General features: G+C 61.1%; 28 protein-coding genes. 17 read left to right on the plus strand and 11 right to left on the minus strand.

Annotated features, from left to right (window positions below):
- Nucleotides 1-14: 14 nt before the first annotated feature.
- The 4 genes from GGQ68_RS11680 to GGQ68_RS11695 form a co-directional block, all read right to left on the minus strand.
- Complete coding sequence (locus GGQ68_RS11680) at nt 15-686, minus strand: SDR family oxidoreductase (protein ID WP_183966180.1); 672 nt, start codon at nt 684-686, stop codon at nt 15-17.
- A gap of 22 nt (nt 687-708) precedes the next feature.
- Entirely contained in the window at nt 709-1,467 is a 759-nt protein-coding gene (budC, locus tag GGQ68_RS11685; RefSeq protein WP_183966183.1) for a meso-2,3-butanediol dehydrogenase, read from the minus strand.
- 173 nt (nt 1,468-1,640) lie between these two features.
- A complete protein-coding gene (locus GGQ68_RS11690) occupies nt 1,641-2,642 on the minus strand; it encodes a DUF6976 family protein (protein WP_183966184.1) in 1,002 nt (333 codons plus the stop codon).
- A 40-nt stretch (nt 2,643-2,682) separates the two neighbouring features.
- Nucleotides 2,683-2,886, minus strand: coding sequence for a hypothetical protein (locus GGQ68_RS11695; protein WP_183966186.1), 204 nt, complete (start codon nt 2,884-2,886; stop codon nt 2,683-2,685).
- 195 nt (nt 2,887-3,081) lie between these two features.
- Between GGQ68_RS11695 and GGQ68_RS11700 the strand changes: the two genes are divergently transcribed.
- The 4 genes from GGQ68_RS11700 to ribD all read left to right on the plus strand — a co-directional run bounded on the left by GGQ68_RS11700 (nt 3,082) and on the right by ribD (nt 5,524).
- Nucleotides 3,082-3,333, plus strand: coding sequence for a hypothetical protein (locus GGQ68_RS11700; protein ID WP_183966188.1), 252 nt, complete (start codon nt 3,082-3,084; stop codon nt 3,331-3,333).
- Between the two features lie 68 nt (nt 3,334-3,401).
- Nucleotides 3,402-3,815, plus strand: coding sequence for a secondary thiamine-phosphate synthase enzyme YjbQ (locus tag GGQ68_RS11705; RefSeq protein WP_183966190.1), 414 nt, complete (start codon nt 3,402-3,404; stop codon nt 3,813-3,815).
- Nucleotides 3,816-3,956: 141 nt separating this feature from the next.
- Nucleotides 3,957-4,427 (plus strand): transcriptional regulator NrdR, encoded by a 471-nt coding sequence (nrdR, locus tag GGQ68_RS11710; RefSeq protein WP_183966192.1) that lies wholly within the window; start codon nt 3,957-3,959, stop codon nt 4,425-4,427.
- On the plus strand, nt 4,424-5,524 hold the full coding sequence (gene ribD / locus GGQ68_RS11715; RefSeq protein WP_343055932.1) for a bifunctional diaminohydroxyphosphoribosylaminopyrimidine deaminase/5-amino-6-(5-phosphoribosylamino)uracil reductase RibD: 1,101 nt from the start codon (nt 4,424-4,426) through the stop codon (nt 5,522-5,524). Before nrdR ends, ribD begins: the two co-directional genes overlap by 4 nt.
- 118 nt (nt 5,525-5,642) lie before the next feature.
- Here the strand turns inward: ribD and GGQ68_RS11720 are convergent, their stop codons facing one another.
- From GGQ68_RS11720 to GGQ68_RS11730, 3 genes are all read right to left on the minus strand, one after another.
- Complete coding sequence (locus GGQ68_RS11720) at nt 5,643-7,676, minus strand: capsular polysaccharide biosynthesis protein (protein ID WP_246429342.1); 2,034 nt, start codon at nt 7,674-7,676, stop codon at nt 5,643-5,645.
- A gap of 5 nt (nt 7,677-7,681) precedes the next feature.
- Nucleotides 7,682-8,779 carry a polysaccharide biosynthesis/export family protein gene (locus tag GGQ68_RS11725; RefSeq protein ID WP_183966445.1) on the minus strand — a complete coding sequence of 366 codons (1,098 nt, stop codon included), beginning with the start codon at nt 8,777-8,779 and terminating at the stop codon, nt 7,682-7,684.
- Nucleotides 8,780-8,923: 144 nt separating this feature from the next.
- The gene (locus GGQ68_RS11730; RefSeq protein ID WP_183966194.1) at nt 8,924-10,216 is read right to left on the minus strand and encodes a capsule biosynthesis protein; all 1,293 of its coding nucleotides are present in this window, start codon (nt 10,214-10,216) and stop codon (nt 8,924-8,926) included.
- 169 nt (nt 10,217-10,385) lie between these two features.
- Here GGQ68_RS11730 and GGQ68_RS11735 point away from each other — a divergent pair, with 169 nt between their 5' ends.
- Nucleotides 10,386-10,973, plus strand: coding sequence for a riboflavin synthase (locus tag GGQ68_RS11735; protein ID WP_183966196.1), 588 nt, complete (start codon nt 10,386-10,388; stop codon nt 10,971-10,973).
- Here the strand turns inward: GGQ68_RS11735 and GGQ68_RS11740 are convergent.
- The 3 genes from GGQ68_RS11740 to GGQ68_RS11750 form a co-directional block, all read right to left on the minus strand.
- A complete protein-coding gene (locus GGQ68_RS11740) occupies nt 10,970-12,034 on the minus strand; it encodes a YeeE/YedE family protein (RefSeq protein ID WP_183966198.1) in 1,065 nt (354 codons plus the stop codon). The two genes, GGQ68_RS11735 and GGQ68_RS11740, sit on opposite strands and share 4 nt — an antisense overlap.
- Before the next feature lie 111 nt (nt 12,035-12,145).
- Nucleotides 12,146-12,490, minus strand: a complete 345-nt coding sequence (locus GGQ68_RS11745; protein ID WP_183966200.1) for an ArsR/SmtB family transcription factor — start codon at nt 12,488-12,490, stop codon at nt 12,146-12,148.
- 15 nt (nt 12,491-12,505) lie between these two features.
- A complete protein-coding gene (locus GGQ68_RS11750) occupies nt 12,506-12,841 on the minus strand; it encodes a thioredoxin fold domain-containing protein (protein ID WP_183966202.1) in 336 nt (111 codons plus the stop codon).
- 126 nt (nt 12,842-12,967) lie between these two features.
- Here GGQ68_RS11750 and GGQ68_RS11755 point away from each other — a divergent pair, with 126 nt between their 5' ends.
- From GGQ68_RS11755 to GGQ68_RS11800, 10 genes are all read left to right on the plus strand, one after another.
- Nucleotides 12,968-13,702, plus strand: a complete 735-nt coding sequence (locus tag GGQ68_RS11755; protein ID WP_183966204.1) for a cytochrome c biogenesis protein CcdA — start codon at nt 12,968-12,970, stop codon at nt 13,700-13,702.
- Nucleotides 13,703-13,723: 21 nt separating this feature from the next.
- Nucleotides 13,724-14,308 carry a thioredoxin family protein gene (locus GGQ68_RS11760; protein WP_183966206.1) on the plus strand — a complete coding sequence of 195 codons (585 nt, stop codon included), beginning with the start codon at nt 13,724-13,726 and terminating at the stop codon, nt 14,306-14,308.
- 409 nt (nt 14,309-14,717) lie between these two features.
- Nucleotides 14,718-15,206 carry a sulfur oxidation c-type cytochrome SoxX gene (soxX, locus tag GGQ68_RS11765; RefSeq protein ID WP_183966208.1) on the plus strand — a complete coding sequence of 163 codons (489 nt, stop codon included), beginning with the start codon at nt 14,718-14,720 and terminating at the stop codon, nt 15,204-15,206.
- 63 nt (nt 15,207-15,269) lie between these two features.
- The gene (gene soxY / locus GGQ68_RS11770) at nt 15,270-15,689 is read left to right on the plus strand and encodes a thiosulfate oxidation carrier protein SoxY (RefSeq protein WP_183966210.1); all 420 of its coding nucleotides are present in this window, start codon (nt 15,270-15,272) and stop codon (nt 15,687-15,689) included.
- Nucleotides 15,690-15,712: 23 nt separating this feature from the next.
- Complete coding sequence (gene soxZ, locus GGQ68_RS11775; RefSeq protein ID WP_183966212.1) at nt 15,713-16,042, plus strand: thiosulfate oxidation carrier complex protein SoxZ; 330 nt, start codon at nt 15,713-15,715, stop codon at nt 16,040-16,042.
- Nucleotides 16,043-16,104: 62 nt separating this feature from the next.
- Nucleotides 16,105-16,956 carry a sulfur oxidation c-type cytochrome SoxA gene (gene soxA, locus GGQ68_RS11780; RefSeq protein ID WP_183966214.1) on the plus strand — a complete coding sequence of 284 codons (852 nt, stop codon included), beginning with the start codon at nt 16,105-16,107 and terminating at the stop codon, nt 16,954-16,956.
- A 96-nt stretch (nt 16,957-17,052) separates the two neighbouring features.
- The gene (gene soxB / locus GGQ68_RS11785) at nt 17,053-18,753 is read left to right on the plus strand and encodes a thiosulfohydrolase SoxB (protein WP_183966216.1); all 1,701 of its coding nucleotides are present in this window, start codon (nt 17,053-17,055) and stop codon (nt 18,751-18,753) included.
- Between the two features lie 95 nt (nt 18,754-18,848).
- Nucleotides 18,849-20,141, plus strand: a complete 1,293-nt coding sequence (gene soxC, locus GGQ68_RS11790; protein ID WP_183966218.1) for a sulfite dehydrogenase — start codon at nt 18,849-18,851, stop codon at nt 20,139-20,141.
- On the plus strand, nt 20,125-21,372 hold the full coding sequence (locus GGQ68_RS11795; RefSeq protein WP_183966220.1) for a c-type cytochrome: 1,248 nt from the start codon (nt 20,125-20,127) through the stop codon (nt 21,370-21,372). Before soxC ends, GGQ68_RS11795 begins: the two co-directional genes overlap by 17 nt.
- A 329-nt stretch (nt 21,373-21,701) precedes the next feature.
- Nucleotides 21,702-22,616 (plus strand): cation diffusion facilitator family transporter, encoded by a 915-nt coding sequence (locus GGQ68_RS11800; RefSeq protein ID WP_183966222.1) that lies wholly within the window; start codon nt 21,702-21,704, stop codon nt 22,614-22,616.
- Here GGQ68_RS11800 and GGQ68_RS11805 read toward each other — a convergent pair.
- Nucleotides 22,613-23,818: an FAD-binding domain-containing protein gene (locus GGQ68_RS11805; protein ID WP_183966224.1), complete on the minus strand. Its 1,206-nt coding sequence runs from the start codon at nt 23,816-23,818 to the stop codon at nt 22,613-22,615. The two genes, GGQ68_RS11800 and GGQ68_RS11805, sit on opposite strands and share 4 nt — an antisense overlap.
- Before the next feature lie 159 nt (nt 23,819-23,977).
- Between GGQ68_RS11805 and GGQ68_RS11810 the strand changes: the two genes are divergently transcribed.
- Together GGQ68_RS11810 and clpX are read left to right on the plus strand one after the other, a co-directional pair.
- Nucleotides 23,978-24,607 carry an ATP-dependent Clp protease proteolytic subunit gene (locus tag GGQ68_RS11810; RefSeq protein WP_183966226.1) on the plus strand — a complete coding sequence of 210 codons (630 nt, stop codon included), beginning with the start codon at nt 23,978-23,980 and terminating at the stop codon, nt 24,605-24,607.
- Between the two features lie 175 nt (nt 24,608-24,782).
- Nucleotides 24,783-26,045, plus strand: coding sequence for an ATP-dependent Clp protease ATP-binding subunit ClpX (gene clpX, locus GGQ68_RS11815; protein ID WP_183966228.1), 1,263 nt, complete (start codon nt 24,783-24,785; stop codon nt 26,043-26,045).
- Nucleotides 26,046-26,128: the final 83 nt, after the last annotated feature.

Consider the following 26,128-nt stretch of genomic DNA (forward strand, 5'->3'; position numbering starts at 1 on the left):
CCGGTTTTTTTTGATCAGCCCGTGGGCATGACGAACATTTCCTGAACGCAAGCATGCGCAGGTTGCTCCAGCGCGTAGACGGCCGCACGCGCGATATCCTCCGGCTTCAGCTTGTCCGGCTTCGCTTCGTCAAAGAACGGCGTATCCACCATGCCAGGTGCAATCACCGTGCAACGGCCGCCCCATTCGCGCATTTCCTGCGCAAGGTTGCCGCCGTAACCATGCACGAACCATTTTGAGGCACCGTAAACCGACCCTTTGATATGTGTGCGTCCAGCGGCGGAGCCGGTGAGCAGCATGTGGCCGGTGTTGGCCTTAAGCTGCGGCATGGCGGCCTTCACCGTCCAGAGAAGGCCCAGCACGTTGAGCTTTACCAGCGTTTCCCATTCGTCGGGGTCGCCTTTCTCCGTGCCCGCAGCGGAAAGCCCCATGCCTGCATTTGCAAAGGCCGCGTCCAGCTTGCCATAGCGCTCTACCAAGGTGCCAATCGCCGCGCGCTGCTCGTTGAGGGAGGTCGCATCACCTGGCAGGGCAAGCGCCTGATCCCCCAATTCCTCGACCAGCGCGCCGAGTTTATCCTCGGATCGGGCGAATAGTCCGACGTTCCACCCGGATTCGACAGCCGTGCGCGCCGTGGCAGCGCCAATGCCCGAGGACGCCCCTGTAATGAAAAGTGTCTTGCTCATAAACTATTCCTTCCTGCTTAGGTTATGCTTGGTTCGGCTGCCCGTTGGAGGCCGACAACCCGCCATCCACCGGCAGGTTCACACCATTGACGAAGCGCGCGTCGTCGGAGGCGAGGAAGGCAATCACATCTGCGATATCCTCGGGCTCTGCAGCGCGGCCAAGCGGTATTCGGTCAGTGAATTTCTTCATCAGATCATCGTTGTCGAACATGCCGTCCGTCAGCTCAGACCGCGTCAGGGACGGGTTCACTGCATTCACCCGAACGCCAGACGTCGCGGCATCCAATGCCAGCGCTCGCGTCATGTTTGTCACGCCGCCTTTGGCTGCGTTGTAGGCGAACATGCCCCAGTCACCGCCGGTGCCTGACACCGACGAGGTGTTGACCACATTGCCCTTGCTCGCCTTCAGCGCAGGCCAGGCGGCCTTTGTCATATGAAAGACGCCGGTCAGATCGGTGTTGATCACCGTGTCCCAGCCGTCCTCGTCCACCTCATCAATGGTGCCCGTGGTTACGACGCCTGCATTGTTCACCAGCACATCTACACTGCCAAAGGCACTTTGCGCCTCGTCGATGACCCGCTTGGCATCTTCCTTGTTGCCGACGTCGGCGGCTACCACTTTTGCGTTGGGAATGTTTGAAGCCACGCGTTTCAGTTTGTCCTCGGAACGGGAAACCAGAACAACATTGGCACCTTCGCGGCCAAAACGTTTGGCGGTCGCGGCGCCAATGCCTGAGGACGCGCCGGTGACAATGACGGTCTTGTTTTCAAAGCGGGACATAAGGTTCTCCTTCGCCTTCAATTTGCTGAAGGGTCAACGCGAAGCAGGGGCAGCCGTTCCGGAGCATACTGCAACCTGGCTATGCGACTGAAACAACCGGACCCGCCGCATCATCACGCCAAGGCGGGCGAAGGCACGGGTCCGCTACGTCCCCTAACGAACCCGGAGACCCGTCAAGCCACGTTTGACTGTTTCATGGCCACGTCCCGCAAGCGCACCATGGTTTGGTTCAGCAGAATATAAGCGATTTCGCCAAACGTCGCCGGGCCAGTGAAGGTGCCGGTGGTTTTGCCCTCCAGCTCACCGAAAATGTAGTTCAATATGCAGTTGCAGCTCATCTCATTTGCGCCATCTCCGTTTGCCCGTGAGGCAAAGACCTTCGCGTAATCTCCCGGGTTGCGGGCTATTCGGTATTCGACGCCTTCGACGACTGGCGCAAAGAAAGAGCATTTTCCGGCGCTGGCATCGACGTTCTGAAAAGACACATTGATCATCGCGCCCGCATAGTTCGCCACAAGCGGGCGTTGCGTATTGATGTTGTTGTCCAAAACCCATTTGGCGAGATTGACCTCTTCGCCATTGATGATCGCCGTCGTGGCAGAAAATCCGTCAGCCCTGAACAGAATGGTTGGGCTCTCGCGGTCCTGCTCGAACAGGTTCAGGATGTCGATCTCCGCCACGCGGCCAGCAGGCATCTCCACATGCAGCAGAACCGCTCCGTCCTCGTGGACATGGCCGGTCGCGCCGTCAAACACCTTCGGAGCGACCTCGCCTATGTCCTCCAGCGCCACGCCGGAAATCCAGCCGATCAACGGCTGAGCAAAGATGTCGGGATATCCCGCCCCATCAAGTGCAAAGCGCTGGTGAGCGTCGGAGAAGGCGGGGATCAGAATCATCGTTGCGCCATTCTCGAACTGCTGATCGGCCAGGGACGACAGGTCTTCGGTGGGGACGAAACGCGTCCTGGAGGCACTGCCCTCGGCGACCTCGGTGACAAAAACCATCTCGTGATCCTGCCGAGCGCCCGTCTCGGTGACAAAATAAACCGCTGTGCCACCGATCCACTGGCCTTTCGGCAGGCGGGCAAGGGCCTTTTCATCGCCGGCGATCACGAGGGTCGCGCCCTGTTCAATACGTGCTGTCGCGTCCGCCACCGTCATCATCGCATTTTTCATCTTTGGGCTCCTTGCTGAAATGTAGCTGAAAGCGGCAGGCTCAGAGCGCCCGCAGGTCCTGCTGTGCGAATGGATATTTGGCAATGAAGGACTTCAATTCAGAGAGCGCAGTGGCGAGGTCGGCGGGCTGGCTGGCCACGTCCACACGCAGTCGGCTGACAAGGATCTTTGTCGCCAGCGAGGCCTGGCTCAGGTCAGAACCGCTGGTAAGCACATTCTGAAGGGTCGTATCGTCAATCGACAAAGCATCAGCTCCTTACATGACGGAATTTCGGTCCGTGCGGGATCGCGGTCTCTGACAGGATGCTGGCTCTCATAGCGCGCAAATGTTTCCTGATCCTTTGGATCGTCGACGCAATTTTCCCAATCGGGAACAAGGTCTTTTGCGGTTCGGGAACCTTTTGTCCGTCAGATGGTTAAGCCCCTGAAGGAGATAGACATGACCAAGCTTTCCGCACTCGCAATTCTCATGGCCGCAACAGCCACAGCTGCATTTGCCGCGACGGACATGATGGCGCCTTCACAGCCCGAAGTCATCGAGATCGAGGTCGCGCCGCACGAGTTGGCACAATGCCGTGAAACCTTGGCTCAGGTCGCCTCCATGCCGGTTGTCTCCGACGAAGGATATGCTCTTCCCGTTTCCGCGTCCGAGGGGCTCCCGACCGTGGCATGCGTCTCCCGCGACGCTTGACGCTTTGAGACACGCTGCTGCGCGCGATATGTTAAGGCGTTCTCACAAACGTCTTGAAAGGCAATCGCGTGCAGACTTCATTCACGATCATGACGAACGGTCCGGGATTGTACGATTTCACCCGCGAGGTGAACCTGTGGCTTTCGGAAGCGGCTCAAGACGGGCTGCTCACGCTTTTCATTCAGCACACTTCCGCATCTCTTCTGATCCAAGAGAACTGTGACCCGGAAGTTCAGACTGACATTGCTGAATTTCTGCATCGTCTCGTCCCGCCGACGACCGACCCGTCAATGCACTACCTCACGCATGTTTACGAAAGCCCGGATGACATGCCGGGTCATATCAAGGCGGCTTTGCTGCCTGTATCCTTGTCTGTGCCGGTAAGGGCGGGCGCTATGCTGCTTGGTCGCTGGCAGGGTATCTATGTGGTGGAACACCGCTCTGCCCCTCATAGCCGTCAGGTTGTGGCGCATTTGTCTTAGACGTCCCGCGCCGCGCTGCATGCTTCATCTAGAGGATGAAATATTTCCCTACCCAAAACCTAGGCGATGGCCTACAGTGGCTGTGGATAAGGGGGAGCAACCCCCAATCGAGGCGGGAATTATAAGACGAGGGGACAGGCAATGCGCTGCCCGTTTTGCGGAAATATTGACACACAGGTAAAAGACTCGCGCCCAGCGGAGGATCATGTTTCGATCCGGCGCCGTCGGTTCTGTCCGGCATGTGGCGGGAGGTTCACAACCTACGAACGCGTGCAACTGCGTGATCTGGTGGTGATAAAGACCAACGGCCGTCGCGAGGATTTTGACCGCGACAAGCTAGAGCGCTCCATCCGGACTGCTTTGCAAAAACGCCCCATAGATCCCGAACGCATCGATCAGATGATCTCCGGCATTGTCCGGCGGCTTGAAAGTATGGGCGAAACCGACATTCCGTCCAAACAGATCGGTGAGATCGTGATGGAGACGTTGGCACGGATCGACACCGTTGCCTACGTGCGGTTTGCGAGCGTTTACAAGAACTTCCAGGCGGCCGATGACTTTGACAAGTTCGTTTCCGAACTGAGCCCCGATAACATGCAGCCGCCCAAGTGACAGACCACGCACGCTGGATGACCCAGGCCTTGGCCTTGGGCCGTCGTGGCATGGGGCAGACTTGGCCCAACCCGGCGGTTGGTTGCATCGTCGTCGCCGACGGTCGTGTGGTCGGGCGGGGCTGGACCCAGCCCGGCGGTCGTCCCCATGCCGAATCGCAAGCCTTGGCAATGGCTGGCGACGCCGCGCGCGGTGCCACGGCCTATGTGACGTTGGAACCTTGCGCACACCACGGCAAGACGCCGCCATGCAGCGATGCCTTGATCAACGCCGGTGTGGCGCGTGTGGTTGCGCCCTTGGCAGACAGCGATCCCAGAGTTTCCGGCAAAGGCTTTGATCGGCTTAGGGAAAATGGTGTCGAAGTCATCACCGGGATCCTGGCCTCCGAGGCGATGCAAGATCACGCAGGCTTCTTTCTTCGGGTGGAGCAGGGGCGCCCTTTTCTGACGTTGAAGCTCGCCATGACGCTGGATGGACGCATTGCGACCGCCACGGGCGAAAGCCAATGGATCACCGGGGCCTCTGCGCGTCACGCAGTCCACGCCCTTCGCGCCACCCATGACGCGGTCTTGGTCGGGGGCGGTACGGCCCGCGCAGATAATCCAAGATTGACTGTACGCGGCCTGTCTGTGGCCAAACAGCCCGTGCGCGTCGTCGCCAGCCGTCACCTGGATCTGCCATTGCTGAGCGACCTCGCACGCACCGCGACGGAGGTGCCGCTGTGGCTGTGCCATGGAACAGACGCCCGCTCTGATCTGGTGACCGCGTGGAAGCAGATCGGCGCGACTTTGTTGCCGACCCCGCTGTCCGGCGGCCGTCTGGACGCTGCCGCGATCCTCTCGGCTTTGGGACAACAGGGGCTTACACGTGTTTTCTGCGAAGGGGGTGGTCAACTGGCCGCGTCGTTGCTGGCGCAAGACCTCGTGGACGAGCTGCATGTCTTCACTGCGGGCATGGCGCTCGGGGCAGAGGGGCATCCCGGCATAGGGGCGCTTGGCGTTGATCGCCTGGCAGAAGCGCCGCGTTTCGAGCTTGTGGATGTCCGTGCACGCGGCGGAGACATTCAGCATATCTGGCGCCGACCATCCTCAGCATAACCAAGTGTTCTCAGGGTCTTGTGCGGGTCTTTTGGCAGCGCTGCGTGACTGTCTTCCTGTGTGTAACTCAGGAAATTAAGTATTATCAATAAGATGGCTTTATCTGTTTCTGCACGGTCTAGCGTCGCCACAAATGCGCATAACTCGCCAACGCACCCTGCGCTTTCGACAGGCTCCGATTGGCCAGCGACTGCCGGATATTTCGGCCGTTGGACAAGCGCAGAACCACGGTTTCCACGGGGCAGGGGGCCTTGGTGACCGGGTCGAAGTACCTTGGATAATCCACCAGCGCGGCGTGCATCAAGGCCTCGATCGTCGGACGCGGACCAGCAAGACGGCGCTCCGGCACAGGCTCAAGATCCGTGGTCAGGCCCCAACCTGCATAGAATGGTACGCCCAGCGTTGTCACGCGACAGCCGCGCATCAGAGCCTCAAACCCGGTGCCAGAGGTCAGCGTCCAGACCTCATCCACGGCGTTCAATACCGCCGCCATGTCGACGTCGCGCAGGGTTGTGTCGGCCCAGCGTTCTGGATCCGTCACCACCCCCTTGCGCAGGCCAGCCTCCACATCTGGATGCGGCTTCCAGATCAGGACCGCATCTGGATTTGCCTCGCGTGCCAGCCGCAGAAGCTCTGCGTTCGACCGTAAATCAGGGGAGCCACGCAGGATCGAGGCATCATCTTCCACCTGTCCGGGCACTAGGATGCGGCGACCTTCAGGCAATTCCGGCAATGGTCCGGTAAGGTTGTATTTGGTCAAGCCAGCGTCCAGTAATGACCTCTTTAGCCTGTGGATACGTTCGAATTGGTCAGGTCTGAGTCCCGCAGCACGTCGCTGAATCCACTGTTCCAGCGTCGATGGGGCTCCGGGATCGAAGTGAATCCCCACTTCATCCAGCGCCAGCGACAGGGGAGGCACCAATTCTGCCCCCAAGCCGCGTGACCGCAGAAAGCCGTCCTCCATACGAACGCCGTCAGCGATGCCTTTGCTGGCCCAAGACAGCAGGCGCCGCCCGTCCCTGGCCGCGACCTCCCTGGCTTTTTCCACATCATCTTCGAACCGCAAGCGCCTGTATTGACCAAGAAAATCCTGCAAGGTGCGTCTTTTCCACAACCTCGCGCCTATCATGACCCAACCGTTTCGATCCTCCCGCCACGCGCGCGCTTGCGCATCCAGTGCGCCCAGTACGGTTTCCACGTCACACAGGCAGTCGCTGTAGGGGTCATACCACGTCGGAAACAGGACCAGCGCCCCGGCCACCAGTTGCGCACGTGTCAAAACACGGGTGCGGCGGGGAAAGGTCTCCTCATCCTCGGTCAGGCCCCAGCCTGCATAGAACGGCCTGCCAAAGACACGCGGTTTATGCCCGGCGAGGATCGCCTCGAACCCCATCTGAGAAGAGAGCGTATAGACCCGTGTCGCCCCTTCGAGAAGCGTCCAGGGGGATGCGCTGCCGTCATACAATCTCACCGGGCCAACAGCGTCGGCTTCGGTGAAATGCCCTTCGCGCAGACCAGCGGTGGTTTCAGGGTGCGTTTTTATCAGTATGTTTGCGCCGGGGTTTTCCTCCCGCGCGACAAACAGCATCTCCAGAAAGCGCGACCGATCTCCATCTGAGGCGCGCACCGATGCATCGCCGCGCGTCTGGTCGACCACCAGGACATAGCCGGGGGGCGGCGCGTCTGCGTCAGGCAGGGTGGCGCTGTATTTGGACAGATGTCCCTCTCGCATCCGGGCGATGACCCCACGGGCGCGGTCAAGGATCGCGCTGTCGTCCAGCGGGTCGGTCGCCAGCAGATGCTCAAGATCTGACGGGTGACGCCCGTCGAAATGCACACCCGTATGGTCAATCATCAAGCCAAGCGGCGGATCACCGCTGCGACCGGGATGAAGCGACCGCAAAAAGGCATCCTCGATCCGAACCACGCGTGCCCCGCGTTGTGCCGCAATGCGTTCTCCGCGGTGGGCGTAGGGGGATTGCCCCCACACGCCGACCAGATCATCGGGCGCAGGCACGCCAAGCGACAGCCGATAGCCAGCCAGCCCCAAAATGCGCCGCAGTCGTTTTTGCGCCAGGAAGCCGCCGCTGTAGACGTACAAACGCCGGGAGGTTTCCCCCCCGGCGCGCTCATGTCCCTCGTCGTGTTTCAACGAGATTATTCCGACGCTCTCAGCGTGTCCGCGATGGAGGTCACGGTGGCAATAGAGCCCAGCGAGCCGGTCAGCGAGGCGATGGTCTTGTCCCACTGCACGTAAGGCGCCTCGGTCACATAAAGCGTGTCCTGATCGCGGATGACGAAATCCCGCGCCATGAACATGCCGTTGGGCTTCGTCAGGTCCAAAACGTAGACCATGCGCTGTGCGCCGATCAGGTCGTTGCGGCCCAGAACCGAATTGGCGATCTCCGCCGGTTCGTTGCGGAACACAAACACGCCCGTCGGATCAGCTGTGGCTGACAGCAGGCCGCCCACGGTGGCGATGGCCTCCACGGCAGAAATGCTCTGCGCTTCGAACGGCACGCGCGCCTGCGCGCCTGTGGCGCCCAATGCGGTAAATGCGCGGGTATCTTCCTCGACCAGAATGCGGTCGCCTGCGCGCAGGGCGATGTCGAACTCCGGGTTCTTGTACAGATCCTGGAACCAGACGGTCTCTGTCTGGTTGCCGCGAATGATCTTGATCTGCGCAATCTCCGGCTCGATCGTCACGCCGCCGGCGCGTGCGATCATGGCCGACAGGGTGCGGGTGGGGCGTTCGATGGCGAACACGCCCTGACCGCCAACTGCGCCCACCAAGCTCACGGTTGACCCATCCCCTGCGAGACGGCGCACCTGCACCTGGGGGTCCGGCGTCTGGTCTTCGAGCTTTTCGGTGATGATCTGACGCACGCGTTCCGGGGTGTTGCCGGCTGCGCGAATACGTCCGGCGTAGGGAACAAAGATGAAGCCGGCACCGTCCACCTGTACCTCTTCGAGGGTGGTGGAATTGCTGGCTTCCGGGGCCAGAAGCCCGTCGTCCACGTTTTCCCAGATGGTCAGGCCCAGCGTATCACCGGGCTGAATAGTGTCTGAACCGACAATGGCGGCATTCAGGAAGGCTTCGGAAAAGCCCAAAGCCGGGACGACAGCGGTGGACCGGGTGACTCGATCATTGACGGCAACGACAAATGCGTCGCCTTCACGTTGCACGGATCCGGCATAGATTTCGCGTTTGTTCGGGCCCACGCGCGGCAGGCCGCAGGATGCCACAAGAGACATCGCGACCAAAACGGCGACGCTCCGCACGAGGCGGGTTGGTGTTCTTTTCACTGCTCGGTCTCCTCGACCTGTGTTCTGCCTCAGTCTTTTTCTTGCAGGCTATCCACAGATGTCAGAAAAATCCAGCACTCGTGCGAATCAGCGTCAGTGCACCACGCGCAACTGTTGCCGAGGAGCCGCGGTTCCGGAGGCGAAGCTGTCGTAGGGGTCCTCCGGCGCCAGCATCAGATCCACAACCTGTCGTAGCAATTGCCGACGACCTCGGGCGGAGTAGAAGCCACCGGGAAGTTGCGAGGTTTCCAGCAGGTAACGACGGTAATCCTTGTAGGCTTTGTTGTCGGGGCGGAAGGGCGTGCCGAAGAAATCCGCGAGCGGCTGGGTCGATACGAATTCCGGCTTTGCATAGACGGCATCACCGAAAACCTTGAGTGGAATTCCGCGCCACAGCACCTGCTGGGCGGCGGTGGAATTCACGGTGACCGCCGTGCGCGCGTCGTTCAACAGCTGCGCCAGCTTGCCGCCACGCACGTAGTGCACCCGGTCGGATACACCGTGACGGCGCGCGGCCTGTCGGATGGCGTGACGAATGCCGGCGCGGTCATCCTCCAGCGGATGGGCCTTGAACACGAGGTGATGATGGCCGGGTGCGCCGTCGCGGAACCCGGCGATCACCTGCTCGACGAAATCTGGCATCGTGTCGAAGGGGCTGTGCTTTTGAAAACTCGAATCATGTTCAAGCTGCATCAGGCACAGATGATACGGGAAGCCCCCCATGCGGATGCGCGTGGTGGCGATCACCCGGTCGATCCAGCTGATCGGCATCAGGGTCAAGCGTTTGAGGTACAACATGAATTCCTGCACCACAGACAGCGAGCGATGCGGTTGGAAATTGCGATACTGCCCGTTCCGAAACATTACGAACCAATGGTACAGCGCGCCGTAAAAGATGTGATGGCGCATGTCGCCCCAATGCGCCGGGGGCAGCGGGGCCTCCATATCCGACAGGGCCAGCGCCTTTTGCATATCGGTGACCGACATCTCCATCAGCTTTGAATTGCCGTTTGATCCGTCGCGCTCGTAGGTCACCCAATAGGGGCGCATGTAGCCTTCTTCGAAGACATGCACGGTCAGTCCGCGGCGGCGTGCTTCTTCGATGGCTTCTGCGTGGATGCGGCGTACGTCGCCGTAGAGCACAAGATCCGTGACGCGTTTTTCATGTACGAGATCAATGAACCATCCGCGCCAGGCGTCCTGTGTGCCGCGATAGGGCAGGTAGCTCGACGGCTTGAACCAGAATGCCCGGTCGCCCGCGTTGAACCCCACGCGCCAGACCTCTGCCCCCGTCCGGCGCAGCATGGTGCCAAGCCGGTGAAAAAACGGCCCGTGCGGTCCCTGAAGGAACAGAAACACCCGTTGATCGCCGGTAGATCGCGTCATGTCTGGTCTCGTCGGTGGGTTGCTCACAGTGAAATCAAGTCCGTGTCTATGGCAATGGTCGCCGGGGTCGTCTTGCCCATTTCGGCGCAGTGTGTGAATGCTTTGTTGACAAACTAGCAATAGATGGCGGCGAAAATAAGGCCCGCCGCCAGACCGGTCAGGAGCGCGCATGTTCACGGGAATCATCACAGACATAGGTGAGGTCAAGTCCTTGGAAAACCGGGGGGATCTGCACGCACGGATCGGCACCTCCTATGACACCTCAGGTATCGACATGGGGGCGTCCATCGCCTGCAACGGCGTCTGCCTCACCGTGGTCGACCTTGGCCCCGATTGGTTCGATGTTGTCATCAGTGCGGAGACCCTGTCCAAAAGCAACCTGCAAAGCTGGGCGCAAGCGACGCGGGTGAACCTGGAACGCGCGTTGAAGGTCGGCGATGAGCTGGGTGGGCATATTGTCTCTGGCCATGTGGACGGCGTGGCGACGGTCGTGTCCATGGTGGATGAGGGCGAAAGCACGCGCGTCACCTTCGAGGTGCCCGGGGATCTGGCCAAATACATCGCGCCCAAGGGGTCGGTTGCGCTGAACGGCACGTCGTTGACGGTGAACGAGGTGGACGGATGCCGGTTCGGCGTCAACTTCATTCCGCACACCAAGGAGGTCACCGTCTGGGGCGACACAACCGAAGGCGACCGCATCAATCTCGAAATCGACACGCTGGCGCGCTACGTCGCCCGGCTGCGTGAATTCGACTAGACCCTGCTTCGCAGGCTGAACCCCACGATAAGCTGGCGCAGGCCCAAAGCCGCGCCGGCAAAGATCGCCGCAAAGGTCACGGGTCCGGACAGCGCCAGCAGGGAAAAAGCCGACAACCCCTGACCAATGGAGCACCCCAGCGCGATCACCGCGCCAGTGCCCATCAGCGCCGCGCCAAAGATCTGGCGGCGCAACTCGCGCGGGTCTTCGCAGGCTTCCCAGCGGAAATGCCCCTTTATCAGCGATCCGACAAAGGCTCCCGTCCAGACGCCCGTCACCGAGCCCACGGCAAAGGACAGGGGCCGCGCGGAGCCGGTCATCCACCACAGGATTGTGTCGCCCAGTGGCGCGGCAAAGCTGTGAGACACAACGGGCAGCGCCTCGAATCCGGTCTGCGCCACCCAGGACGTTCCCGCCCAAGCAAGCACCACGGACATTCCCACCGCCGCCGCCCAGGCCACATGCGACGGCTTCTGCCAGACCGCGCGCGAGGCGGCGGATCCGAACAAAATCAACGCACCCACAGACATGCCGATCCACGTCACCGGTATGCTAGAGATCGCGGCCAACTGGTGCGCGATGCCAGGGGCGATATCTGTGGTGACAGGGCGCTGCGGGAACAGGTAATCGCGCAGCGGCGCAAGGGGGCCGGAAAGCACCACGAACGTCGCCACGCCCATGACCAGAACAATGACAAAGCTGCGCAAATCGCCGCCACCCAGCCGCGCGATCGCGCCGTAGCCGCAGTTTCCCGACAGCGCCATGCCATAGCCGAACATCAGCCCACCCACGATAGAGGCCATCGGAAGCCAGCGAATCGATAGATAATAGGTCTGCGTCGCCACAAGCGCGCCGCTGGCCATCAAGGCGAAGCTGCCAATCACCGCAAGGCCGATGGCAATCCCCCACATGCGCAGCCGCACCGTCGATCCGCCGTACAGCGCATCTTCAATCGCGCCGAGCGTGCAGAACCGTCCCAGCCGCGCCGCAAGCCCAAGAAGCAGACCGCTCCCAAGGCCGATCAGCGCCATCAGGTTGTGTTCTCCGAGTGTGTCCAGCAAGACAAAGCCCTCCTCCAGACCAGCCGTGGCTGAGCGAGTATGAGGAGGATGGTCTTGAAATTCAAGTTTTTGATTATGATTATATGTTTGCGCGCACCCTGCCGGCGGCCTTCAGGCGTCGTCGCCGCAGAACAGTTCGTATACGGTTTCCAGCATCTTGCGCGGACGATCGTCGGCGAGGCGGTAGTAGATCGCCTTGCCATCGCGACGCGGCACCACCAGCCCCTCAAGCCGCAGGCGTGACAATTGCTGACTGACCGCCGCCTGACGGGCAGAGAGCAAGTCCTCCAGCTCCGTCACGGATTTCTCACCGCTGACGAGGTGGCAGAGGATCATCAAGCGTCCCTCGTGGCTGATCGCCTTCAGAAATGCGGAGGCCGCAGTCGCCTTATCCGCGATCTTGTCCAGTTCTTCTTCGGACAGGTCGTCATGAAATACAGGTAGGGACACGTTCATGTCTTTTCTTCTTTGTCACTCTTGCGGCACAAAATCGGTGTTCGTTTCAAGAAGTTTGGAAAGCAGCGGCCAAAAGAAATCCTGGCCCACATAACCTTCCATGCGGGCGATTTCCTGTCCATCCTCCACAAGTATGAAGGTCGGTGTAAACATGACACGACGGTCGTATGTGACGCCCTCGGGCGCGCCGGCACGCAGATCGGCACGCTGCAATGGGGCAAACTGGCCTTCTTGCGTCTTCTCGTAGGCGGGCGCGATCTCGTCATCCCAAGCGGCGCAATAGGCGCAGCCCGGCTGTTCGACCATGATCAGTGACAGATCGGACGCAGCCACGGGCAGCGCCCACACCATAAGCCCCGCCGCCGCACACCGGATCGTTGAAAAGAAACTTGCCACTCCGGTCCTGCCCCGATTGACCTCTGCTTTAACCGACAACATAATCTGAATATATGAATTATTCAAGGAAAGGCGCGCAGCGTGGTTGATGCCTCTTTCGGCTATGCCCTTTTTATGGGCTTTCTCAGTTTTTTCTCGCCCTGCATCCTGCCGATGGTGCCGTTTTACCTATGTTACATGGCCGGGCTGTCCATGTCCGAGCTGCGCGCGGATGAGGGGATTGCCCCCGGCGCGCAGAAACGGTTGATCGTCTCGGCGATCTTCTTTTCGCTCGGTGTCACGACGATCTTTGTGTTGATCGGCATGGCCGCCGCAGGGGTGGGGGCGCTTTTTGCCGACAGCATGGACATCCTGCGCTACGTGGCTGCGGCAGTTCTGGCGATCTTCGGTCTGCATTTCCTTGGCGTTATCCGGGTGCCGTTCCTCTATCGAGAGGCGCGGATGGAAAGCCAAGCGGACCCCAAGACCGTCTTTGGCGCCTACGCCATGGGGCTTGCCTTTGGCTTTGGCTGGACGCCCTGCGCGGGGCCTGCGATCTCTGCCATTCTGGCCATCGCCATGATGGGCAGCGTGACCAAGGGCGGCGCGCTGTTGCTGGTCTATGGCATTGGCATGACGGCGCCGTTTGTGGTGGCGGCGCTGTTCTCCGGCGCGTTCCTGCGCTGGTCTGCGCGGCACCGGGACAAACTCGCCTACGTCGAAAAGATCATGGGCGTCATGCTGTTGCTCTTTGCGGTTCTCATCGCGACGAATACAGTGAACTATATCGCGGAACTGATGCTGCGTCTGGTGCCCAGCTGGGGCCGGATCGGTTAACGAAAGCAGAGGGAGGATGACATGAAGGCATGGATCGGAACGGCCGCAGCGATCTTGATGGCGCTGCCCGTCTGGGCGCAGGACATCGGCGATGATGGCCTGCACAAAACGCCGTGGATGCGCGACACCTTCAAGGATCTGCGCGAAGACCTCGAAGAAGCCAATGCTGAGGGCAAGCGGCTGGTGATCTTCTTTGAGCAACGCGGCTGTATCTACTGCACTCAGATGCACGAGGAGGTCTTCTCTGACCCGGAGGTCTCTGACTACATCGCGGGCAACTACTTCGTCGTGCAGATGAACCTGCATGGTTCGACCGAGGTGACCGACCTTGACGGCGAGGCGCTGACAGAGAAGCAGGCCGCGCGCAAATGGCGGGTGCTGTTCACGCCCAGCATCATCTTCCTGCCGGAAGAGGCGCCCGAAGACACCAGCGCGGCAGAGGCCGCCGTGGCCGTCATGCCCGGCGCCTTTGGCAAGGGTACGACGCTGGATATGTTCACCTGGGTCGCCGAAAAGCGCTACGACACGGTCGACGAAACCGGCGAGGATTTCCAGCGCTATCACGCGCGGCGCATCCAGGAACGGTCGGACGGGGCCACCGACTGACATTCTCCCGAATCGTGACCGACGGGGCGGCGCCGAAAACGCGCCGCTCGATTTCCACCATCGGTCGCGGGCGGGGTAGGCGGTTCAGCCTTTGGTTGCCCACCGTCCCGCCGACCGGTGCATCAAAAGCCGAAACATCGGGTTTGTGCGTTCCCGGGCCCTGACAAACCTGAACCAAAGCCTGTCCGCCCGTGTGAACATTATGATATTGTTAATGTCTGGCGCGCAGCCTTGCGCGTACGGCATGGTCCGATAAGGAACGATTGACGGTTACGACTTTTGTCTGAAAGCTCCAAAAATTCATATCCGTGAATTTGTTGTTGCGTGAAGCGGCGGTGGTGGCCTACGGTAGAGACAAGCCAGTGCAGAGGTCAGCCTTTGCATGGGCGCGCAAGCCTAGGGAGGGAACATGAGGCTTACAGCAATTGCAGCAGCGGTGACGCTGGTGGCGGGAGTGGCACATGCCGAAAGCCATAGCGGCGCGGTAGCCCCCGAAGACGTTCAATACGGCGAAACCGGTGCGGTTGCCACGTCCCTCAGTGGGATGCCGGGCGATGCCGCCAATGGTCAGGTCGTGTTCTCGACAAAATCCATGGGCAACTGCGTGTCGTGTCACGCGGTCGCGCAACTGACCGATGTGCCCTTTCAGGGCGAAGTCGGGCCGGAACTGACCTGGAGCGGCGAGTCCCGCTCCGAAGAGGAACTTCGCGGCATTGTCGCCAACGCAAAGATGTCCTTCGACGGCACGGTCATGCCGGCGTTCTACAAGACGAACGGCTACATCCGTCCGGGCAATGGCTACACCGGAAAGGCCGCGGAAGGCGATCTGCCACCGATCCTGACGGCACAGCAGGTCGAGGACGTTGTCGCCTTCCTGCTGACCCTCAAAGAGCAATGATCGCCCGCGCGATCAAACGACCCTGATCGCGTCCAGCGATCTACTGATTAAGGAGAACTGAGCATGGATTTCACGCGTCGTGAAACGCTGGCACTGGGTGCTGGCGCCGCGCTGATGACAGTGCTGCCGCTGCGGGCCTATGCGGCCACAACGGACGAACTGATCGCAGAATTCACCGGTGGGGCAGATATTGCCGACACCGGCATCGACTTCACGGCCCCGGAAATCGCCGAGAACGGCAACACCGTTCCGATTTCCGTCTCGGCCGAGGGCGCCTCGGCCATCATGGTACTGGCGTCCGGAAACCCGACCCCGCCGGTCGCAACCTTCAACTTCGGCCCGCTCGCAGGCTCGCACTCGGCATCGACCCGCATCCGGCTCGCCGGAACGCAGGACGTGATCGCCATTGCAAAGCTTGCGGACGGATCCTTCGCCCGCGCGTCCAAGACCGTAAAGGTCACCATCGGCGGCTGTGGCGGCTAAACAGTTTATCAGGAGAATAGAACATGGCAGACGGTGTTAAGCCCCGCGTCAAGGCCCCGAAAACGGCCGCAGCTGGCGAAGTTGTCACGCTGAAGACCCTGATTTCTCACCCGATGGAATCAGGCCAGCGCAAGGACAGCGACGGCAATACGATCCCCCGGTCGATCATCAATCGCTTCACCTGCGACTTTAACGGCGAGAACATCATCGACGTGAAGATGGAGCCGGCTATCTCGACCAACCCCTACTTCGAATTCGAAGCCAAGATCCCCGAAGCCGGTGATCTGAAGTTCACCTGGTACGACGACGATGGCTCTGTCTACGAAGAGACCAAGTCGGTCGCCATCGGCTAATCGGTTCTCCCTGCCCCGCTGCGCGAGCGGGGCAGGGCGCGCCTTCAGGGAGGGAAATGACAATGAAATTCAAGGCAATGACGGCCATAGCCGCACTGCTGCTCGCCCCCGCCGCGTTTGCCGGTGGGGCTGATGACGATGTCCTCGTCATCAATGGCGAGATCGAAATGACCACCAAGGCAGACGCCCCGGCGCACCTCGACGGCGCGTTGGATCAGGTGATCTCTGGCTGGCATTTTCGTGCGGACGAGACGCAGCAGCTCGAAACCGACGATTTTGAAAACCAGGGCATGATCTTTGTCGATCAGGCCATCGACCAGTGGAACACCGCCGCGGGCTCCGAGGGCAAATCCTGTGCCGATTGTCATGGCGCGCCCGAGGACAACATGGCGATGGTCACCGCGACCTACCCCAAGTACGACAGCGACGCAGGTGAGCTGCAAACCGTTCAGATGCAGATGAACGAGTGCCGCACCGAGCGTATGGGCGCCGACCCATGGAAATACGACTCCGGCGCCGCCGTGAACATGGAAGCGCTCATCGCCTCCGTCGGTCGTGGTACGCCGGTTCAGGTGGCCATCGACGGTGACGCCGCGCCCTACTACGAGCAGGGCAAGGAGATGTACTACACCCGTTACGGCCAACTCGAACTGTCCTGCGCGAACTGCCACGAGGAAAACTTCGGCAATTACATCCGTGCCGACCATCTCAGCCAGGGCCAGATCAACGGCTTCCCGACCTACCGCCTGAAGAACGCCAAGCTCAACGGTGTGCAGTCGCGGTTCAAGGGCTGCATTCGTGACACCCGTGCGGAAACCTTCTCGCCCGGGTCCGACGAATTCGTCGCTCTGGAGCTGTATGTGAAATCGCGCGGCAACGGCCTTTCGGTCGAAGGCCCCTCTGTCCGCAACTAAGATCCCGTCGCCCCGCGTGTCCAAGGACGCGCGGGGTTTCGTGCTTACAATTCATTCACACATGCGCATGTGTGTCATGAGAGAAAGACCCTCCCCATGATCTCAAGACGCGATTTCCTGCAAGTGTCCATGGCGGCCTCCGCGCTGATCGGGGCCTCCGGCTTCGGCAACTGGTCCCGGCTGGCCGCGCAGCAACGCCTGACGCAGGATCAACTGCTGAACTTCGACACCTTCGGCAATGTCAGCCTGATCCACGTCACAGACATCCACGCGCAGCTGAAACCCATCTACTTCCGCGAGCCATCGGTGAATATCGGTGTCGGTCGCAACCGGGGGGAGGTGCCGCATGTGACCGGCGCCGACTTCCGCAGGCTCTACGGCATCGAGGACGGCTCGCCGTCGCATTACGCGCTGTCGTCGGGGGATTTCTCCTCTCTGGCGCAGGCCTACGGCAAGGTCGGCGGGCTGGACCGCGTCTCGACCGTGATCAACTCCATCCGCGCCGACAGGCCGGACGCGCTGCTTCTCGACGGTGGCGACACATGGCACGGCTCCTACACCTGCCACCACACCCAAGGGCAGGACATGGTGAACGTCATGAACGGGCTGAAGCCTGACGCCATGACCTTTCACTGGGAATTCACCCTTGGCGCCGACCGCGTGACCGAGCTGGTCGAGGGGCTGCCCTTCGCCGCGCTGGGTCAGAACATCTTTGACGCTGAATGGGATGAACCGCTGCCGGATCTCTTCCCGCCGTACAAGTTCTTTGAACGTGGCGGGGTAAAGATTGCCGTGATCGGTCAGGCCTTCCCCTATCTGCCGATCGCCAACCCGCGCTGGATGTTCCCGGAATTCTCCTTCGGCATCCGCGACGAGAACATGCAGGCCATGGTGGACGAGGTCCGCGCCCAGGGGGCCGAGCTCGTCGTTGCCCTGTCGCACAATGGCTTTGACGTGGACAAGAAGATGGCCTCCGTCGTTACCGGCATCGACGTCATCCTCTCCGGCCACACCCATGACGCGCTGCCTGAACCGGTTCTGGTGGGTGAAACCATCATCGTCGCCTCCGGCAGCAACGGTAAATTCGTCTCCCGCGTGGATCTGGACGTGCGCGATGGTCGCATGATGGGCTTCCGGCACAAGCTGATCCCGATCTTCTCCGATGTGATCGAACCCGATGCGGCCATGACAAAGTTGATCGACGAACAGCGCGCGCCCTTCGAGACGCAGCTCAAGGAGGTCATCGGCACCACGGACGAGCTGCTCTATCGACGCGGCAATTTCAACGGCACGTGGGACGATCTGATCTGCAATGCGCTGATCTCCGAGCGGGACGCCGACATCGCCATGTCGCCCGGTGTGCGTTGGGGGCCGTCGCTGATCCCCGGTGACGACATCACGCGCGAAGACATCTGGAACGTCACCTCCATGAGCTACGGCGAAGCCTATCGCTCTGAAATGACGGGTGAATTCATCAAGGTGATCCTCGAGGACGTGGCCGACAACATCTTCAACCCCGACCCCTACTACCAGCAGGGCGGCGACATGGTGCGCATCGGGGGCATGGGCTACCGCATCGACGTGACCAAGCCGCAGGGCGAACGGATCTCCGAGATGACGTTGCTCAAGACCGGCGAGGCCATCGACCCGGCCAAGACCTATGTCGTCGCGGGCTGGGCGTCCGTAAACGAGGGCACAGAAGGCCCGATGATCTGGGATGTGGTCGAAGATCACATTCGCAAGCAGGGCACCGTCAAGCTCGATCCGAACACCTCCGTTGAGGTCGTCAACGGCTGAACCAACATGGCCCGGCGTCCTCGCGCGTCCGGGCCAATTTTCTCAACCATTTATTCACATAGATGAATGAAATGATCTGATGAGGAGATAGACTTATGTCAGACACTCCATCCGAAAAATCCCCGGGGCTGGCCTCGCGTCGGCAGTTCCTGTCCGGGGCAGCGGCCCTCGGGGCAGGGGCCGTGGCCGCGACAGGCGCGCGCGCCGCCGGTCCTGACCCGCTGATAACCGAGGTGCAGGATTGGGCCACCGGGCTTGGCGATGGCGTGGACGCCACGCCTTATGGCCTGCCGATCCGGTTCGAGGATGATGTCATCCGCCGCAACGTGGACTGGCTGACCGCCGATACGATCTCCTCGATCAACTTCACGCCGATCCACGCGCTCGACGGCACCATCACCCCGGCGGGCTGCGCGTTCGAGCGTCACCACTCCGGCGCGATCGAACTGGCGAAGGACGATTATCGTCTGATGATCAACGGCTTGGTCGATAGGCCGCTGGTCTTTACCTACGCCGATCTGGAGCGGTTCCCACGCGAACAGCAGGTCTACTTCTGTGAATGCGCCGCCAACACCGGCATGGAATGGGCGGGGGCGCAGCTGAACGGCGTGCAGTTCACCCACGGCATGATCCACAACATGGAATACACCGGCGTGCCCCTGCGCACCCTGCTGGCCGAGGCGGGGTTGGACCTCGCGGGCGATCTCTCTGAGAAATGGGTCTACGTCGAAGGCGCGGATGCGTCGTCGAACGGCCGCTCGATCCCGATGGACAAGGCGCTCGACGATGTGCTGGTCGCGTTCAAAGCCAATGGCGAGGCGCTGCGCAAGGAACATGGTTACCCCGTGCGCCTCGTCGTGCCGGGCTGGGAAGGCAACATGTGGGTCAAATGGCTGCGTCGGATCGAAGTGACCGACCGGCCTGTCGAATCGCGCGAAGAGACCTCCAAATACACCGATACGCTGGCCGACGGCACCTCGCGCAAATGGACCTGGGTCATGGATGCGAAATCCGTTGTGACCTCGCCCAGCCCGCAGGCCCCCATCACCCACGGCCCCGGCCCGATGGTCATCACCGGCATGGCGTGGTCCGGTCACGGCAAGATCACCCGCGTGGACGTGTCCAAGGACGGCGGCAAGACCTGGGAAACCGCACGTCTGGCGCAGGACGGCGCGAACAAGGCGCTGGCCCGCTTCTACCTCGACACCACGTGGGAGGGCGAAGACTGGCTGCTGCAATCGCGCGCCATCGACGAGACGGGATATGTGCAACCGACGAAGGCGCAGCTGCGCGCCGTGCGGGGCCTTAACTCGATCTACCACAATAACTGCATTCAGACTTGGCATGTAAAAGCCAACGGGGAGGCAGAAAATGTCGAAGTCTCTTAATCTCTACGCAGGCTCGGCGCTCGGCGTTGGTCTGACCTTGATGGCGGCCTACACGTTCGCGGATCGCAACGTGGCGGACGCCCCTGCCAATCCGCCGGTGCTCGCAGCCGCGCCTGCGCAGCTCCCGAGCGCACACGCGCCAGCCCAGGCAGCTGCCACTGCCTCGACCGATCAGGCCGTCGGCCTGTTCATCGGGGCGGCCCATGCGGACACTATGACGGATGGTGCGCGCTTTGGTCTGGGTCGCGAGGCCCTCCCCGAGGAGGTTGCCGCCTGGAACGTCGACGTCTCGCCCGATGGCACGGGGCTGCCCGATGGATCCGGCACAGCCATGGAAGGCGAGCCTCTGTTCGAGGAGACCTGCGCGGCCTGTCACGGGTCCTTTGCCGAGGGTGTTGGCAATTGGCCGAAGCTCGCAGGCGGTGACGGCACGCTCGCCGATGCCGACCCGCTGAAGACGGTTGGTTCCTACTGGCCCTACCTGTCGACCGTCTGGGACTACGTGCACCGCTCAATGCCCTTCGGCAATGCGCAAAGCCTGTCTGACGATGAGGTTTACGCCATCGTGGCCTACATCCTGTATTCCAACGACATGATCGAAGACGACTTCGAGCTCTCGCGCGAGACCTGGGATCAGGTCGAGATGGAAAACGCCGACGGCTTCATCGTCGACGACCGGGCGGAGGCCGAGTATGCCGCATGGCGTACGGAGCCTTGCATGGAAGACTGCAAGGACACGGTGGAAATCACAATGCGCGCCACCGTGCTGGACGTCACCCCAGAGGAAGACACCAGCCCGACAGAGGCCGCGACGGAGATGAACCACTCCAACGACGCGGCCACGGTGCAGCCCGAGGAAGAGCCAGAGAAGGCCGACGCCGAGGTCCAGGAGGTGGCGGCCGAAGCCCCTGCCGCGCCGGACCCGGAGCTTGTTGCTGCCGGTGAGAAAGTCTTTCGCAAATGCAAGGCCTGCCATCAGGTGGGCGAGGGCGCGGCGAACAGGACCGGACCCGTGCTCAACGGTGTCGTGGGTGCCGACATCGCGGGGGTCGAGGACTTCAACTACTCCGGCGCCATGTCGTCGATGGAGGGCAACTGGACAGTGGAGGCGCTCTCGGCCTTCCTTGCCAAGCCGCGCGACTATGTGAAGGGCACCAAGATGGCCTTTGCCGGACTGCGCAAGGACGAAGACATCGCCGCTGTCATCGCCTATCTTCAGGCGCAGGATTGATAGTATCGAAGCGGGGGCTTGTGCATGCAGGCCCCCGCTTATCTCGCCTGCCGGAGTAGCGTTGGTGAGCCGGCAGAGAGGGGCCTGCGCAACCCGCTACAGAAAATTGTCAGCTGACAATTTACGGGTATCAGCTTCGCCATGAGTCAACCTGCCCAGAGCGTACCTGGTACACTGTCATCAAAGAGGCAGGGCCCGGCTGATACGGGCGCGAGATCGGGTGGGTCTTGTTGAACTTATCGTGAAGACAGAAACGTCAGCCGCGCTTTGGCTGGCGGCAAGTCCACGGGTGGCTTGACCTTTTGTCAGAGGGGGCGCTTTTTGTCGGCATGCCACATGGACACCATCATCACCACCACGTCAGCGCCAAAGACGGAGACACACGCGTCGCTTGGGCGGTCGCGGTCAACGTCGGCCTGACGGTCGTGCAGGTCGTTGGCGGCCTGCTGTCGGGCAGTCTCTCTATGATTGCCGACGCGCTACACAACCTTTCGGACGCTGTGAGCCTTCTGATCGCGGTCTGGGCGCGGCGAATCGCGCGCAAACCTGCCGACGACAGTATGACCTTCGGGTATGGCCGGGCAGAGATCGTGGCCGCGCTTGTCAATCTGACGACGCTGATCGTGATTGGCCTGTATCTCGCCTACGAAGCGGTGGTGCGCTTTTTCGAGCCGCAACCCGTGGCGGGCTGGATGGTTGTTATCATCGCCGGCTTCGCCCTTGCCGTGGACCTCGTGACAGCGGCGCTGACATGGGCCATGGCAAAGGACAGCGTGAATATGCGCGCGGCGTTCTTGCACAATGTGGCCGACGCGCTTGGATCGGTGGCCGTGATGCTGGCGGGGACCTTGATCCTCATCTTTGGGTGGACATGGGTGGACCCTGCGGTGACGCTTGGGATCTCTGGCTATATCCTTTGGATGGCATTTGGTGAAATCGGCGAGGTGGTCCGTATTCTGATGTTGGGCGCACCGCCGCGCCTGCCGTCGGAGCAGGTGTTGCGCACGGCGGAGGGCGTTGCAGGCGTGGACAACATCCATAACGCACATCTGTTTCAGATTGATGAACACCGCAGCGCCTTGCAGGCCCATGTGGTGATCTCAGCCGGGGAATGGACCAGGGCCGACGCCATCAAGACGGAGATCAAGGCCCGGCTCGATGCCGCGCACGGGCTGAGCCACGTCACACTGGAGGTGGAGTGCGCGGCTCATAGCTGTGCGCATCCGGCGCGAATCGGCGCTTAGACGGCTTCGAGACCGCGAATTGCACCCAGCAGAGACGGGATGTGATCCTTGAACTTGAAGAACCCCTTGGTGGCGTGCGGCCATGCGCGGGCGTCGTAGGCGCGCAACGCGCGGCGCACCGGCAACCCCTCCATCAATGCCAGGTTCTCCGCCACTGGACCGACTGTAGCGTAGGGCGTTACGATCTGCTCCGCCCCCGCGGCCAGCGCGGCAGAGACCGCCTGTCCCGGCGCGCAGGGGATCACCTCGCCCAACTGGTCGCCCAACCGCGTGGTTGCGTCCAGCAGGGCGCCGCTGCGAAAGCTCTGAACCTTCTCGGACATGGCCAACGGGGTCATGCGTTCGGAAGGGGGCAGCATCACCGTCACCACAGGTCGCAACCCCGCCTGCAAAAGCCAGTCTGGAGACAGATCATCCTTGTGCAAAAGCAGAGCAGAAGGGCGCGCGAAATCAATGTCTTCCGGTATTGGCGCGTCCGTTGGAGACGGGTTTTCAAAGCCCTCGACAGCCGGGGCTTCTGTCGCAAGTTCGCCCTCTTTCGGGGTGAAGCGGCCTTCGGTGTATCTGGCGATATTGTCCGGCTCCGCAAGGTAGGTCTTGCCGCGCGTTTGCAACCCCGCGACCCAGCGCCATGACAAGGTGTTGGAGGCGGGGTCGCCGTCGAGCAGATGCCGCAAGAAGAAGTCCGCGCCCAACTGCCACGGCAGGCCGAGGGTGAAAATCCAGATCGAGGCGAACCACATGCGGGCGTGATTGTGCAGGTAGCCAGTTTGGGCCAGTTCCTGCGCCCAATGATCGAAGCAGGCGATGCCGGTATCGCCCTTGCAGGCATCCTCCCACCGCTGGCGCAGCCCGTCCTGGGATTGCAGGTCGTCCCAGGCGCGCAGCAGGTCTGCCTGATAGGCGGTCCAGACGGCCGGACGCCGTTCCAGCCAGCCTTTCCAGTAGGTGCGCCAGAACACTTCGGAGATGAAGCGGCTGGCGGCATCGGGAGAATGCGCGGCCATGACGGCGCGCAGCACCTCTTCTTCGGTTATCAACCTTTGGCTGATATAGGGCGACAGGCCCGACACAGCGCCGTGGTTTCCCGCGCCCCGATCAAATCCCCTCTGCTCTGCATAAGTTTTCCCGGCGAGGGGTACAAAACGCCGCAAAGCTTCAAGGCCGGCGGAGCGAGTCGGTTCAATGGGATGATCGTTCATAAACAGTATGCTAGACCCGGCAGGCACAAGTTCAAGCGGATCTTTGCCGGAATCGTGATGCGTCGCCGCCCCTTGCAGCCCCTCCGGCCGGATACTAAGACTCAATTAACACTGAAGATATAGTAACGCTTCTTGAAGCAGCAGCAGGCGAGATACCGAATGCAAGATCCCATCGAAACCTACATGAACCTCGTTCCAATGGTGGTCGAACAGACCTCCCGCGGGGAACGCGCCTATGACATTTTCTCCCGCCTGCTGAAGGAACGCATCATCTTCCTTAACGGGCCTGTGCATGATGGCATGTCGTCCCTCATCGTGGCGCAGCTGCTGCACCTTGAGGCGGAGAACCCGTCCAAGGAAATCTCCATGTACATCAACTCGCCGGGTGGTGTGGTGACCTCTGGCCTGTCGATCTACGACACGATGCAGTACATCAAGCCGAAGGTGTCCACGCTGGTCATCGGTCAGGCGGCGTCCATGGGGTCGCTGCTGCTGACCGCCGGCGCGCCGGGCATGCGCTACTCGCTGCCGAACTCGCGCATCATGGTGCACCAGCCCTCCGGCGGGTATCAGGGTCAGGCGACGGACATCATGATCCACGCCGAAGAGACGCTGAAGCTGAAGAAGCGTTTGAACGAGATTTACGTGAAGCACACCGGCCAGACCTACGAGGCAGTGGAATCCGCGCTGGAGCGTGACAACTTCATGGATGCCCAGAAGGCCAAGGATTGGGGTCTTATTGACGAGATCGTGACCAACCGTGTGCCGGATGAAGAAAAACAAAGTTAATCTGTCTGGCCCCCTCCGCGTTAGGGATGGGGCCAATTTTCGGATTGTGGCGCTCCGGTGGGTGCCCTAAGCTGTCCGAATACTGGCGCACAGCGTGTGTTGCGACCGCCCGACGCGGTCGCGCAGCGGCACACGCAGACGACGAAAACCGGGCGACCCGGGAAAGGTGCTGAGCATGGCGACGAATTCAGGTGGTGACAGCAAGAACACGCTCTACTGCAGTTTCTGCGGCAAGAGTCAGCACGAGGTGCGCAAGCTGATCGCGGGGCCGACCGTGTTCATTTGCGACGAGTGTGTTGAGCTGTGCATGGACATTATCCGCGAGGAAACGAAAGGCGCCGGGCTGAAATCAGCTGACGGTGTGCCGACGCCGCGCGAGATCTGTGAAGTCCTTGACGATTATGTGATCGGGCAGGCCAAGGCCAAGCGCGTTCTGTCTGTCGCGGTCCACAATCACTACAAACGTTTGAACCACGCGGCGAAGTCTTCGGACATTGAGCTGGCAAAATCGAACATCCTTTTGATCGGTCCGACTGGCTGCGGTAAGACGCTGCTGGCCCAGACTCTGGCGCGCATCCTTGACGTGCCCTTCACCATGGCCGACGCGACCACACTGACCGAAGCCGGTTACGTGGGCGAGGACGTGGAGAACATCATCCTGAAGCTGCTTCAGTCGTCCGAATACAACGTTGAACGTGCGCAGCGCGGCATCGTCTACATCGACGAAGTGGACAAGATCACCCGTAAGTCGGAGAACCCGTCCATTACCCGCGACGTGTCAGGCGAGGGTGTTCAGCAGGCTCTGCTCAAGCTGATGGAGGGGACCGTGGCCTCGGTTCCGCCGCAGGGCGGGCGCAAACATCCGCAGCAGGAATTCCTGCAAGTGGACACCACCAACATTCTGTTCATCTGTGGCGGTGCATTTGCCGGTCTGGATCGGATCATCAAGCAACGCGGCAAAGGGTCGGCCATGGGCTTTGGTGCCGATGTGCGCGATGACAGCGAGCAGGGCATTGGCGAGACATTCCAGGAGCTCGAGCCAGAAGACCTGCTGAAATTTGGTCTGATCCCGGAATTCGTCGGCCGTCTGCCTGTGGTGGCGACGCTGGAAGATCTGGATGAGGACGCTCTGATCACCATTTTGACCCAGCCGAAGAACGCTTTGGTCAAGCAGTACCAGCGCCTGTTCGAGATGGAAGATACCGACCTGACCTTCACCGATGACGCCTTGTCGTCCATCGCCAAGAAAGCGATCGAACGGAAGACCGGTGCACGTGGTCTGCGCTCCATCCTTGAAGGCATCCTGTTGGACACGATGTTCGAACTGCCCGGCATGGATGAAGTGACGGAGATTGTTGTTAACGAGGAGGCTGTCGGCACCGACGCCAAACCGCTGATGATCTATGGCGACCAAAAGAAGGAAGAAGCGTCCGCCTGACGGAGCTTTTCTGACCGGACAACAGGGCGGGGTTTTCCCCGCCCTTTTTCGTGGGTAAGGCTCAAGCATATCAGGTCAAGGAG

This window comes from Sagittula marina (assembly GCF_014196795.1).
Classification (GTDB): domain Bacteria; phylum Pseudomonadota; class Alphaproteobacteria; order Rhodobacterales; family Rhodobacteraceae; genus Sagittula; species Sagittula marina.